9 protein-coding genes are annotated in these 12,490 nt (G+C 73.9%); 2 read left to right on the forward strand and 7 right to left on the reverse strand.

Going from position 1 to position 12,490, the window contains the following annotated elements:
• Positions 1–42 precede the first annotated feature (42 nt).
• The 6 genes from Srubr_RS27395 to Srubr_RS27420 all read right to left on the reverse strand — a co-directional run bounded on the left by Srubr_RS27395 (position 43) and on the right by Srubr_RS27420 (position 8,615).
• Positions 43–993, reverse strand: coding sequence for an ABC transporter substrate-binding protein (locus Srubr_RS27395; protein ID WP_189993963.1), 951 nt, complete (start codon positions 991–993; stop codon positions 43–45).
• 1 nt (position 994) lies between these two features.
• Positions 995–2,947: an ABC transporter permease gene (locus Srubr_RS27400; RefSeq protein ID WP_189993965.1), complete on the reverse strand. Its 1,953-nt coding sequence runs from the start codon at positions 2,945–2,947 to the stop codon at positions 995–997.
• Positions 2,947–4,320, reverse strand: coding sequence for a quaternary amine ABC transporter ATP-binding protein (locus tag Srubr_RS27405; protein ID WP_229926620.1), 1,374 nt, complete (start codon positions 4,318–4,320; stop codon positions 2,947–2,949). Before Srubr_RS27405 ends, Srubr_RS27400 begins: the two co-directional genes overlap by 1 nt.
• Entirely contained in the window at positions 4,317–5,852 is a 1,536-nt protein-coding gene (locus tag Srubr_RS27410) for a GMC family oxidoreductase (protein ID WP_189993967.1), read from the reverse strand. The genes Srubr_RS27405 and Srubr_RS27410 overlap by 4 nt, the downstream gene beginning before the upstream one ends.
• A 149-nt stretch (positions 5,853–6,001) precedes the next feature.
• Complete coding sequence (locus Srubr_RS27415; protein WP_189993969.1) at positions 6,002–7,522, reverse strand: aldehyde dehydrogenase family protein; 1,521 nt, start codon at positions 7,520–7,522, stop codon at positions 6,002–6,004.
• Between the two features lie 175 nt (positions 7,523–7,697).
• Positions 7,698–8,615, reverse strand: a complete 918-nt coding sequence (locus Srubr_RS27420) for a LysR family transcriptional regulator (protein ID WP_189993971.1) — start codon at positions 8,613–8,615, stop codon at positions 7,698–7,700.
• A 100-nt stretch (positions 8,616–8,715) separates the two neighbouring features.
• Between Srubr_RS27420 and Srubr_RS27425 the strand changes: the two genes are divergently transcribed.
• Positions 8,716–10,113, forward strand: coding sequence for an MFS transporter (locus Srubr_RS27425; RefSeq protein WP_189993973.1), 1,398 nt, complete (start codon positions 8,716–8,718; stop codon positions 10,111–10,113).
• A gap of 116 nt (positions 10,114–10,229) precedes the next feature.
• The gene (locus Srubr_RS27430; RefSeq protein WP_189993975.1) at positions 10,230–11,051 is read left to right on the forward strand and encodes a serine hydrolase domain-containing protein; all 822 of its coding nucleotides are present in this window, start codon (positions 10,230–10,232) and stop codon (positions 11,049–11,051) included.
• A gap of 219 nt (positions 11,052–11,270) precedes the next feature.
• On the opposite strand, the gene Srubr_RS27435 is transcribed toward Srubr_RS27430, so the two are convergent.
• Positions 11,271–12,260, reverse strand: coding sequence for a malate dehydrogenase (locus Srubr_RS27435; RefSeq protein WP_189993976.1), 990 nt, complete (start codon positions 12,258–12,260; stop codon positions 11,271–11,273).
• Between the last annotated feature and the right edge of the window lie 230 nt (positions 12,261–12,490).

Raw genomic sequence — 12,490 nt, forward strand, 5'->3', positions numbered from 1 at the left:
CGGAGCCGGCCAGGACCGCCGCCGCGGGCCGTGGGCGACCGGTCAGGACAGCCACTTCTTCCACACGGACGGGTGGCTGTCCACCCACTTCTTCGCCGCCTCGGCCGGGGAGAGCTTCTGTTCGGCGATCATCAGGGACACCTCGTTCTGGTCCTCGGTGGTCCACCGGAACTTCTTCAGGAAGGCCGCCGCCGCGCCGCCGGACTTCGCGAAGTCCGCGTTGAGGTACTTCTTCAGCGGGGTGTGCGGGTAGCCGCAGGCGACCTTGTCCGGGTCCGCGTCGCAGCCTTCCTTGTGCGGCGGCAGCCTCACCTCCGTCATCGGCACCTTCTCGAACAGCCACTGGGGTGCGTACCAGTACGTCAGGAAGGGCTTCTTCTCCTTGGCGAACCGTTTGATCTGGGTGATCTGCGCGGCCTCGGAGCCGGCGAAGACGACCTGGTAGTCCAGTCCCAGGTTCTTCACCAGGGCCTTGTCGTTGGTGACGTAGGACGGGGAGCCGTCCATCAGCTGTCCCTTGCCGCCGCTCTCCGCGGTGCGGAACAGCGGGGCGTACTTGTCGAGGTTCCGCCAGTCGGTGACGTCCGGGTGCCGCTTCGCGAGGTACGTCGGCACGAACCAGCCGATGTGACCGGTCACCCCGAGGCCGCCGCCGGAGACGACCGTCCCCTTCCGGCGGACGTAGCGCTCCTCCTGCTCCGGGTGGCCCCAGTCCTCCAGCAGGGCGTCGACCCGGCCCTGGCTGAGCGCGTCCCAGGCGGGCACCTCGTCGACCTGGACGGTGTCGACGCGGTAGCCGAGCTTGTGCTCCAGGATGTACTGGGCGACGGCGGCGTCGGCCTGCGCGCCCACCCAGGACTGCACGGACAGGGTGACCGTCTTCGCGCCCCGGGCGTTGGCGAACGGGCTGGCCTGCTTGGTCATGTCGGCGGCGCCGCAGCCGGTGGTCAGGGCCAGGGCGGCCACGGCGGCCGTGATCGCGGTACGGCGCATGTCAGGCTCCCTTCCCCGCGCGGTGCCGGGCCGGCTGGGTCACCCGGTCGAGCATCAGGCCCAGGCAGACGATGGCGGCGCCGGCCACCAGGCCGGTGGCCAGGTCGCCCTGGGCGAGGCCGAAGGCGACGTCGTAGCCGAGGGCGCCGCCGCCGACCAGACCGCCGATGATGACGACGGCGAGGACCAGGACCACGCCCTGGTTGACGGCGAGCAGCAGCGCGCGCCGGGCCAGCGGGAGCTGCACCTGCCACAGCTGCTGCCGTCCGGTCGCGCCGAGCGAGCGCGCGGACTCCAGCGCGGCCTCGTCGACCTGGCGCAGGCCCTGCGCGGTGATCCGGACGACGGCCGGGAGGGCGTAGACGACGGCCGCGGCGACGGCGGGGGCGCGGCCGACGCCGAACAGGGCGACGACCGGGATCAGGTACACGAACTGCGGCATGGTCTGGAAGACGTCCAGGACCGGGCGCAGGGCGCGGTCGACGCGGGCGCTGCGGGCCGCGGCGATGCCGGTGGCCAGGCCCAGGACGAGGGTGACGGCGACGGCGGCCAGCACCTGGGAGAGGGTGTCGAGCGACGGCTCCCACACGCCGAGCACGCCGGTCGCGGCCATGGCGAGGACGGCGGTCAGCGCGGTGCGCCAGGTGCCGATCGGCCAGGCCAGGGCGGCGACCACGAGCAGCACCGACCACCAGGGCATCCCTTGCAGTCCGGCGCGGACCGGGTCCAGGACCCAGGTGGTGAAGTGCCCCGCCCAGTCGGCGGTGCCGCCGACGACCGGGACGCCGGAGTACAGGTGATCGGTCATCCAGTCGACGGCCCGGTTGACCGGCCCGGCGATGTCCAGGGTCCGGCCGGCGGGCCATTCGGTGGCGCCGAGCAGCCGGGCGGCGAGGGCGGCGGCGACGGTGCCGGCCAGGGTGAGGGCCCAGGCGATCAGCCTCGGCCGGCCACCGGCCCGGGGGCGGGCGGTGCCGTCGCCCGCCGCTGAGGTGAGCCGGTCCAGCACGATCGCGAGCAGCACCAGGGGGATGCCGGCGGCGAGGGCCGCGCCGACGTCGACCGAGGCCAGCGCCTGGTAGACGCGGTCGCCGAGGCCGCCGGCGCCGATGACGGCGGCGATGACGGCCATGGACAGCGCCATCATGATCGTCTGGTTGAGGCCGAGCAGCAGCTCTTGGCGGGCCAGCGGGAGGCGGGCGGTCAGCAGCCGCTGGCGGCGGGTCGCGCCGAGCGACTCCACGGCCTCCAGGACTTCGGGGTCGGCTCCGCGCAGGCCGAGCGCGGTGAGGCGGGCCATCGGCGGGGCGGCGTAGACGACGGTGGCGAGGACGGCCGCGGGCACGCCGATGCCGAAGACCAGGACGACGGGGAGGAGGTAGGCGAAGGCCGGGAGCACCTGCATGGTGTCCAGGACCGGGCGCAGCGCGCGGTCCAGCCGGTCGGAGAGGCCCGCGGCGAGGCCGAGGAGCGCGCCGACGGCGACGGAGGCGAGGACCGCCACGACCATCAGGGCGAGGGTCTGCATGGTCGGCACCCACATGCCGAGGGCCCCGCAGGCCAGGAAGGCGAGGGCCGTGCCGGCGGCCAGGCGGAGACCGGCGAGGCGCCAGGCGAGCAGGGCGCCGAAGACCGTGACGCCGGCCCAGCCCGCCGTGAGGAGGGTGAGGTAGACGGCGCGTACGGCGATGACGACCGCGTTGCTGAGGTGGCCGAAGAAGTACAGGAACAGGGGGTGGCTGTCCCGGTTGTCGATGACCCAGTCGCTGGCGGAGGCGAGGGGCTTGTCCAGGCTGACGGTCAGGGCGTGCGGCCAGGTGCCGTTGCCCCAGCGGTTCAGCACGGGGAGGAGGACGGCGGTCAGCAGGGCGAGCAGGAGGAGTTTGGCGGCGGCCCGGTTCCTGAGCAGGCGGGGGGTCTTGGTCCGGGCGGACGGGAGGCTGAGCGTTGCCATCAGACGGCCTCCCGGGTGCCGCCGGCCGGGGCCTCGGACGCCGGGCGGCGCTCGCCGGGTGCGGGCCGGTGTTCGCCCGGTGCGGGCCGGTGTCCGCCCGGTGCGGGCCGGTGTTCGCCGGGTGCGGTTTCGCGCGTGGCGGGCGCGGATTCTGCGGCGGGGGCGGGGGCGGGGGCGTTCCCTGCGGTACGAGTGCCCGCGGCCGGGGTGGGGGCGTCGCCGGCCGTCATGGCGGGTGCCGTGCTGGTTCCGGCCGGGGCGGGAGCGTCGCCCACCGCCGTGGCGGCCGGCGCGGTTCCGGCCGGGGCTTCGGGGGTGACGCCCGCCACGACGCCCAGCAGCCGGTCGTGGTCGATCACGCCCAGGCAGCGGCCCTGGTCCATCACCCGGGCCGGGGCGCCCGCCCGGGCCACCGCCTCGATGGCCTCGGCGACCGTGGCCTCGGGGCGCAGGGCCGGGCCGTGCGCGGCGTCCTCGGCGCAGGCCGGGCGCATGGCGGTACGGCAGGTCAGGACCTGTTCGCGGGGGACGTCCCGGACGAACTCGCGGACGTAGTCGTCGGCCGGGGCGCCGACGATCTCCTCGGGGGTGCCGAGCTGCACCACGCGGCCGTCGCGCATCAGGGCGATGCGGTCGCCGAGTTTCAGGGCCTCGCTCAGGTCGTGGGTGATGAAGACCATCGTGCGGCCCTCCTCCCGGTGCAGCCGGGCCACCTCGTCCTGCATGTCCCGGCGGATGAGGGGGTCCAGGGCGCTGAACGGCTCGTCGAAGAGCAGCACCTCGGGGTCCACCACCAGGGCCCGGGCCAGGCCCACCCGCTGGCGCTGGCCGCCGGACAGCTGGCCGGGGCGGCGCTTCTCCATGCCGGCCAGGCCGACCTTGGCGACGAACTCGGCGGCGCGCTCGCGGCGTTCGGAGCGGCCGACGCCCTGGATCTCCAGGCCGTAGGCGACGTTGTCGAGGACCGTGCGGTGCGGCAGCAGCCCGAAGTGCTGGAAGACCATCGCGGCCCGGTGCCGGCGCAGTTCGCGCAGTCGGGCCCGGTCCATCGCGCGGACGTCCTCGCCGTCGATGGCGATGGTGCCCGCCGTCGGCTCGATCAGCCGGGTCAGGCAGCGCACCAGGGTGGACTTGCCGGAGCCGGACAGGCCCATGACGACGAAGACCTCGCCCTTGCGGACGTCGAAGGAGACGTCCCGGACGGCGGCCGTGCAGCCGGTGCGGGAGCGCAGCTCGGCGGGGGCCAGGGCGCTGAGCTCCGGGTCGGCGGGGACGCGCTCGGGCTTCGGGCCGAAGACCTTCCACAGGCCGGACACCGAGAAGACGGGCTCGGCGGTGGTGGGCGGCTTGCGGGTGGGGACGGTGAGGGTCATCGCAGGTCACCTCCGATCAGGTCGACGGCCTTCTCCCCGACCATGAGCACCCCGATCATCGGGTTGACGGCGGGCATGGCCGGGAAGACGGACGCGTCGGCGATGCGGATGCCGTCGAGCCCTCGGATCCGCAACTCGGGGTCCACGACGGCGAGTTCGTCGTCGGCGGCGCCCATCTTGCAGGTGCCAGCCGGGTGGTAGACGGTGTGGGCCGCCTTGCGGGCGTACTCGCTCAGCTCGGCGTCACCGGTGATCTCCGGGCCGGGGCACACCTCGCGCTTGAGCCAGCCGGCCAGCGGCTCGGTCCTGGCGATCTCGCGGGCGATGCGGATGCCGTCGACCAGGGTCCGGGCGTCGTAGTCGTCCTCGTCGGTGAAGTACCGGAAGTCCAGGGCCGGCTTGACGGCGGGGTCGGCGCTGGTCAGGTACAGCCGGCCGCGGCTCTTCGGCTTGGGGATGTTGGGGGTCATCGAGACCCCGAACTCCGGCCGCTCGTAGCCGAGTCGCTCCGGATTGTCGGTGAACGGGATCTGGTAGAAGTGGAACATCAGGTCCGGTCCGGCGTGCTCCGGGTCGCGGCGCACGAACAGGCCCGCGTCGGAGTCCATCGCCGAGTTCTCCGGGATCGGGCCGTGGGTCTCCCAGACGATGACCGACTCGGGGTGGTCGAGCAGGTTCTCGCCGACGCCCGGCAGGTCGTGCACGACGGGGATGCCGAGCGCTTCGAGGTCGGCCCGGGGGCCGATGCCGGAGTGCAGCAGCAGGCGCGGGGAGTCGACGGCGCCCGCGCACAGCACGACTTCCTGGCGGGCCCGGATCAGCAGCTCCTCCCCCTCCTTGGTGCGCACGTGCACGCCCTCGGCGCGGGTGCCGTCCAGCTTGAGTTTGTACGCCCAGGTCTCCAGCAGGATCGTCAGGTTGGGCCGCTCGTCCATCACCGGGTGGAGGTACGCCACCGACGCCGAGGACCGCTTGTTGTTCTCGGGGTGGTAGGCGAGGTCGAAGAAGCCGACGCCCTCGGTGAACGGTGCGCGGTTGAAGCCCTCGACGCGGGGTACCCCGAGCGCCGACCGGGCGGCGTCGACGAAGTCGCGGGCGATGGCGTTCCGGTCCTTCTCGTCTACGGAGACGATGTTGTTCTTCAGGCGGGCGAAGTACGCCTCCATGGGGACGGCGCCCCACCCCTTGGCGCCGGCGGCCTCCCACTCGTCCCAGTCGGAGGGCAGGGGCTTGAAGGAGATGAGGGTGTTGTGCGAGGAGCAGCCGCCGAGGACGCGGGCGCGGCTGTGCCGGATGTGGGAGTTGCCGCGGGGCTGCTCCACCGTCGGGTAGTCGTAGTCGAGTTCGCCGCCGAGCAGGCCCATCCAGCGGCGCAGGGTGAGGACGTCGTCGCGGCCGACGTCGCTCGGGCCGCCCTCGATGACGGCGACGGTGACATCCGGGTTCTCGGTGAGGCGGGAGGCGATGACGGAGCCTGCCGTCCCGCCGCCGATGACGACGTAGTCGTAGACGTGGGGGGTGCTGTCGGACATGGGGGTACTACTCCAGGGACTCGGACTCGATGCGGGCTGACGGAGGACCAGCCGGTGAGGCGAGGGGATCGGCCTACGGGCTGACGGGGGCCGGCCGGTCGGCTGAAGGGCTCGGCCGGTGAGCCGGGGCTCGGCCGGTGAGCCGGGGCTCAGCCGGCGAACCAGCGCACCGGCTTCGGCGCGAGGTTCTCGTAGACGTGCTTGGTCTCGCGGTACTCGGCGAGCCCGGCGGGGCCCAGCTCGCGGCCGGTGCCGCTCCTGCCGAAGCCGCCCCACTCCGCCTGCGGCAGATAGGGGTGGAAGTCGTTGATCCAGACGGTGCCGTGCCGCAGCCGGGACGCCACCCGGCGGGCCTTCGCGGTGTCCGCGCTCCAGACCGCGCCGGCCAGGCCGTACTCGGTGTCGTTGGCGAGGCGGACGGCCTCCTCCTCGGTGCGGAAGGTCTCGACGGTGAGGACCGGGCCGAAGACCTCCTCGCGGACGACGCGCATCGCGCGGTGGCAGGCGTCGAGGACGGTGGGCTCGTAGAACCAGCCGGTCGCGGGGCGCTCGGGTGACGGTTCGGGCCGCTTGCCGCCGCAGCGCAGGACGGCGCCCTCCGCAAGGGCGGAGGCGACGTACGCCTCGACCTTGGCGCGCTGCTGCTCGGAGACGAGCGGACCGCACTCGACACCGTCCGCCGTGCCGCGGCCGAGCCGGATCTTCTGCGCGCGGCGGGCGAGTTCGGCGACGAAGCGCTCGCGGACGGACTCCTCGACGATGAGCCGGGCGCCGGCCGAGCAGACCTGGCCGCTGTGGATGAAGGCCGCGTTGAGGGCCTGGTCCACGGCGGTGTCGAAGCCCTCGTCGGTGGCGCAGGCGTCGGCGAAGACCACGTTGGGGTTCTTGCCGCCGAGTTCGAGGGCGACCTTCTTGACGGTGGGGGCGGCGGCCTGGGCGACCTTGGTCCCGCTGGCCAGGCCGCCGGTGAAGGAGACCAGGTCGACATCGGGGTGCTCGGCCAGCCGGGCGCCGACGGTGCGTCCGGGGCCGGTGACGAGGTTGGCCACCCCGGCGGGCAGACCGGCCTCGGTGAGCAGCTCGATCAGCGCGATGGTGGTCATCGGGGTGATCTCGCTGGGCTTGACCACGAAGGTGTTGCCGGCCGCGAGCGCCGGGGCGATCTTCCAACTGCCCTGGAGCAGCGGGTAGTTCCAGGGGGTGATCAGCGCGCAGACGCCGACCGGTTCGTGCACGACCACGCTGTGGATGTCGGGCGAGCCCGCGTCGACCACCCGGCCGGGGGCCTCGGCGGCGACCAGGTCGGCGAAGTACCGGAAGGCGTCGGCGACACAGTCGATGTCGACGCGGCCCTCCTCGACGGTCTTGCCCGCGTCCCGGCTCTCCAGCAGGCCGAGTTCCTCGCGGTCGCGCACGAGGAGGTCGGCGACGCGGCGCAGCAGCGCGGCGCGTTCGGCGACCGGGGTGCCGGGCCAGGGGCCGTGGTCGAAGGCCCGGCGGGCGGCGGCCACCGCGCGGTCGGCGTCCTGCTCGTCACCCTCGGCGACCACGGCGAACGGCCGGGCGTCCGCGGGGTCGAGGATCTCCCGGGTGGCGCCGGAGACCGCTGCCAGCCACGCGCCGTCCGCGTGGATGGTGGCCTGGGGCTGTCGTTCCGTTCTGTCCGCCATGATCGGTGTTGCCTTCCGTTCCTGTTCGGTACCCCTGTGTCACACGCGTGTCACGCTCAGGGACCGTCGCCGCCTGCCCAGGGCCCCGGCCCGGCATGCGGAATCCGTGGCCGAACGTGCTCGGGGTCACGGAAAACGGGGGTGATAACGGAAGAAAACGGAAGGCCGGCGCCGACTACCCGCCCGCCGGCCCCGACGTCAGCAGTTCCCGTACGCAGCCGCGCAGCCAGGCGTGGGCCGGGTCGGCGTCGTGGCGCGGGTGCCAGGCGAACCCCACCGTCATCGTGGGCAGCGGCAGCGGGATCTCGAAGGCGACCAGTCCGAGGGCGTCGGCCAGCGGGCGGCCCCACTCGGGGATCAGCCCGATGAGGTCGGTGTCGCGCAGCACGAACAGGGAGGCCGGGTAGCTGCCGACGCTGCCCACCACCCTGCGCTGGAGGCCGAGTCCGGCCAGGGCGTCGTCGACCGGGCCGCGCTGTCTGCCGCGCCGGGAGACGACGAGATGTCCCGCCGTCCCGGCGAACCGCTCGGGCGTCACCTCGCCCTCCAGCAGCGGGTGTCCGGCCCGTACGGCGCCGAGCATGCGGTCCTCGTGCACGGTCTCCACATGCACCTCGGGCGCGGCCGAGTCGATCACCCCGGCCTCCAGGTCGGCGATGCCCTGCCGCAGGTACGGGGCGTCCGTGTGGCTCTCGCTCAGAAAGCGCAGGCGGATGCCGGGGGCCTCGCGGGCGGCGCGGGCGAGGAGGACGGCGCCGTGGGTGGCGGCGATCATGTCGTGGCCGAGGACGGTGAAGGTGCGGGTCACCGTGCGCAGGTCGGTGTCCCGGCCCGGCGCGAACAGGGCGCGGGCCCGCTCGACCACCGCGCCGACCTCGGCGCGTACCGCGAGCGCGCGCGGTGTCGGCACCATCCGGCGGCCGGCGCGGACCAGCACCGGGTCGCCGAGCGCCTTGCGGATGCGGCCGAGGGTGCGGCTCATGGCCGGTTCGGACAGGTGCAGCCGACGGGCGGCGCCCCGCACGCTCTCCTCCTCCAGCAGCACGTCCAGCGCGACCAGCAGGTTCAGGTCCAGGTCGGTGGATTGCGTCATGTGCAGGTATTCCTTGCGAAGGTTGCACTGGAAGTAATGACGGTGGCGAGCCTACGGTGAGGACGCATCCCACACCACCCACCAGCTCCCGGGAGGAGCCGTGCCCGCGCACGCCCTGACCCGCCCCGTCCTGCTCACCCTGTGCGCCTGTGTCCTGGTCGCGCAGAGCATGGTCGCGGCCGTCAACCTGCTGATACCGCAACTGAGTTCGTCCGGCCTGCACCCCTCGCACACCGAGGTCCTGTGGACGGTCGACGCCTACGTCATCGTCTTCGCGGGCCTGCTCGTCCCGGCCGGCGCGCTCGGTGACCGCCACGGCCGCAAGGGCGCGCTGCTCGCGGGCCTCGCCCTGTTCGCCGCGGGCGCCGCGACCAGCGCGCTGGCGCCCGGCCCGGCCCTGCTGATCGCGGGCCGGGGCCTGTCCGGGGCCGGGGCCGCGCTGATCACCCCGGCGACGATGTCGATCCTGGTGCACCTGGCCGGGCCGGAGCGCCGCGCCCGGGCGATGGCGTCCTGGACGCTGGCCATCGGGCTGGGTGGCATGGCGGGCAACCTGGGCGGCGGGCTGGCCGGCCAGTACCTGTCCTGGCGGGCGCTGTTCGCCGCGATGGTGCCGCTGGCGGCCGTGCTCGCCGCCGCGGTGGCGGTGACCACCCCGCGCACCGCCCGCTCGGCGCAGGGCAGCCCGGACCCGGCCGGCACCCTGCTGCTCACCGCGGGTCTGGTCGCGGTGCTGTTCGGCATCATCGAGGGGCCCGGCCACGGCTGGACCTCGGCGCGCATCCTGGCCGCGTTCACGGCGGGCGCCCTGCTGCTGGCCGCGTTCACCGGGCACGCCCTGCGCTCGCGCGCCCCGCTGTTCGACCCTCGGGTGTTCCGCTCCGCCGGACTGCGGGCGACCACGCTGGGCCTGGCCACGGGTTTCTTCGGCCTGTTCGCGCTGTTCTTCGTCAACTCGCAGTACCTGCAACAGGTCAAGGGCTACGGCCCGGCCGTGACCGGGGTCGCGATCGTGCCGCTGATCGTCGGCATGGCCCTGGTCCCGAGGTTCGCGGCCCGCTGGTCGGCGCGTCCGCGTCCGGTGGTCGGCACAGGGCTGGCGCTGATCGGCCTCGGCCTGCTGGCCGCGTCCACGGCGGACGCCCACACCCCCTACCCGCTGTACGCCTGCTGGCTGCTGGTCATCTCGGCGGGCACGGGTCTGGCCATGCCGGCGCTCACCCTGGGCGTGGTGGTGTCCCTGCCCGCGCACCAGGCGGGCCTCGGCTCCGGTCTCGGCACCTCGGCCCGCGAGATCGGCGCCGCCCTCGGCGTCGCCGTCGCCGGTACCGCGCTGGCGGGCCACGCCGACTTCGCGAGCGGCATGGGCCCGGCGCTGCGGGTGGTGGGGCTGACGGTCCTGGCGGTCACGGCCCTGGTCGTCATCGGCCACCGCTCCTCCGGCCGACCGGCCCGCACGGCCGTGGCGGCCCCCGCGACTCGGGAGCCGGTGGTCTGAGGAGGCTCCGGCCGACCGGACGACGCATCCGCTGGGGCGCGCGGCCGGTGGCCTGAAACGTCCGTCGGTTCCCGGGTGGCGGCACACAATGCGGGACCCGACCGAGAGGACCCGCCGTGCGCCGTATCCCGACCTGTGTGCTGACCGACGCGGCCCCGCCCCGGGCGAGCGGCGGACACGCGGTGGACCGCTTCGTACAGATAGGTTCCCTCACCAAGGCGCTGACCGGCACCCTGCTGGCCCGGCTGGCAAAGGCGGGCGTGGCCGCACCCGGCGACCCGGTCGAGCGGTGGCTTTCGGCCCCGCCCGGCACCGGCATCACCCTGCTGCACCTGGCCCGGCACACCTCGGGACTGCCCCGGCTGCCGCCCGGCCTCGGCCGCCGGGACCCGTACGCGGCCTTCGGCCACGCGGAGCTGGAGCGGCTGGTGCGCGGCCTGGACACCCTCGCCGTGCGCCCGCCGGGGGACGAGGAGTACTCCAACCTCGGGTACGCCGTCCTCGGTGCCGCCCTGGCCGCCGCGGGCGGGGCGGCCTACGAGGAACTGCTGGAGGAGTACGTCCTGCGGCCGGCGGGCGTCACCGAGGTGACCGTCCGCCCGGCCCCCGAGCGGCGGCTGACGGCACCCGGCCTGCTGCCGGGGACGCGGCGCAGGCCCTGGACGATGGACGGGGCGATCCTCCCGGCGGGCGGCCTGTGGGCGACACCGCGCGCGGTGGCCGCGCTCGTCGTGGCCCTGCTGGTGGAACGGCGGCTGGGCGAGCCGGGCCCGGGGTGGCAGTCGGCGGGGCCGCTGTCCTGGCACAACGGCGCGACCCGGGACGCGTCCGTGTTCGCCGGGGCGATGGCGGACGGGCGGTGGGCCGTGGTGCACCGGCTGAACGGGCGGCCGGACGACACCGACCGGGCCGGGATCGCGCTGCTGAGGCGGGCGTAGGGCCGCGACCGGCGAGGCCGGGAACCACGAAGCCCCTCCCGCCGCAGCGGAAGGGGCTTCGTGTATGGAGCGCCGGGCAGGCCTTGCACCTGCATCTCCCCGCAGGAAGCGGGGCGTCTTTCCTTGGACCACCAACGCACAGTCGGCTTCCGGGAGTTCCGGTGGCCGGTGTGTGATCAACTATAGCCCACACCGGCCGCCGGAGTCACATCCGGACGCTCAGATGAGGCCGAGGCCGCGGACCGCCTCGCGCTCCTCCGCCAGCTCCTTGACGGAGGCGTCGATGCGGGCGCGGGAGAACTCGTTGATCTCCAGGCCCTGGACGATCTCGTACTTGCCGTCCTTGCAGGTGACCGGGAAGGAGGAGATCAGGCCCTCCGGGACGCCGTAGGAGCCGTCCGACGGGATGCCCATGGAGGTCCAGTCGCCCTCGGCGGTGCCGTTGACCCAGGTGTGCACGTGGTCGATGGCGGCGTTGGCGGCGGAGGCGGCCGACGAGGCGCCCCGGGCCTCGATGATCGCGGCACCGCGCTTGGCGACGGTCGGGATGAAGTCGTCGGCCAGCCACTTCTCGTCGTTCACGACCTCGGCGGCGTTCTTGCCGGCGACCGTGGCGTGGAAGATGTCCGGGTACTGGGTGGCGGAGTGGTTGCCCCAGATGGTCAGGCGCTTGATGTCGGCGACCGAGCTGCCCGTCTTCTTCGCGAGCTGGGTCAGCGCGCGGTTGTGGTCCAGGCGGGTCATCGCGGTGAAGCGCTCGGCCGGGACGTCCGGCGCTGCGGCCTGCGCGATGAGCGCGTTGGTGTTGGCCGGGTTGCCGACGACGAGCACCTTGATGTCGTCCGCCGCGTGGTCGTTGATGGCCTTGCCCTGCGGCTTGAAGATGCCGCCGTTGGCCTCCAGCAGGTCACCGCGCTCCATGCCCTTGGTGCGCGGGCGGGCGCCCACCAGCAGGGCCACGTTGGCGCCGTCGAACGCCACGTTCGGGTCGTCGGTGATGTCGATGCCCTGAAGGAGCGGGAAGGCGCAGTCGTCCAGCTCCATCGCGGTGCCCTCGGCGGCCTTGAGCGCCGGGGTGATCTCCAGGAGGCGCAGCCGGACCGGCACGTCCGCGCCGAGCAGCTGGCCGGAGGCGATGCGGAAGAGCAGGGCGTAACCGATCTGGCCGGCCGCGCCGGTGACGGTGACGTTCACGGGAGTGCGGGTCATGGCGTTCTCCGTATGACAGCTGGCGGTGGGGCGTCCCTGCCCCGGGCGGATGATCGATCTCTTGGTATCAAGAGAGATCAGCGGTCAGGCTATCGCGCATCCGGCATGTGAGACCCCCGGGGCCGTGTGGCTCACCCCACAAGGGGACCAGTGGGGCGTAACGCCTGGCCGGCGGTGCGCACGAGAGAACGAACGGCGGCCGTCCGCCGTCCGGGAGAGGTGGGACGACG

It is taken from the genome of Streptomyces rubradiris, from assembly GCF_016860525.1.
Lineage (GTDB): Bacteria > Actinomycetota > Actinomycetes > Streptomycetales > Streptomycetaceae > Streptomyces > Streptomyces rubradiris.

Excerpts from the sequence above, each read along its gene's own strand:
- Srubr_RS27395 (WP_189993963.1), bottom strand. The coding sequence starts at position 993 with ATGCGCCGTACCGCGATCACGGCCGCCGTGGCCGCCCTGGCCCTGACC.
- Srubr_RS27400 (WP_189993965.1), bottom strand. The coding sequence starts at position 2,947 with ATGGCAACGCTCAGCCTCCCGTCCGCCCGGACCAAGACCCCCCGCCTG.
- Srubr_RS27405 (WP_229926620.1), bottom strand. The coding sequence starts at position 4,320 with ATGACCCTCACCGTCCCCACCCGCAAGCCGCCCACCACCGCCGAGCCC.
- Srubr_RS27410 (WP_189993967.1), bottom strand. The coding sequence starts at position 5,852 with ATGTCCGACAGCACCCCCCACGTCTACGACTACGTCGTCATCGGCGGC.
- Srubr_RS27415 (WP_189993969.1), bottom strand. The coding sequence starts at position 7,522 with ATGGCGGACAGAACGGAACGACAGCCCCAGGCCACCATCCACGCGGAC.
- Srubr_RS27420 (WP_189993971.1), bottom strand. The coding sequence starts at position 8,615 with ATGACGCAATCCACCGACCTGGACCTGAACCTGCTGGTCGCGCTGGAC.
- Srubr_RS27435 (WP_189993976.1), bottom strand. The coding sequence starts at position 12,260 with ATGACCCGCACTCCCGTGAACGTCACCGTCACCGGCGCGGCCGGCCAG.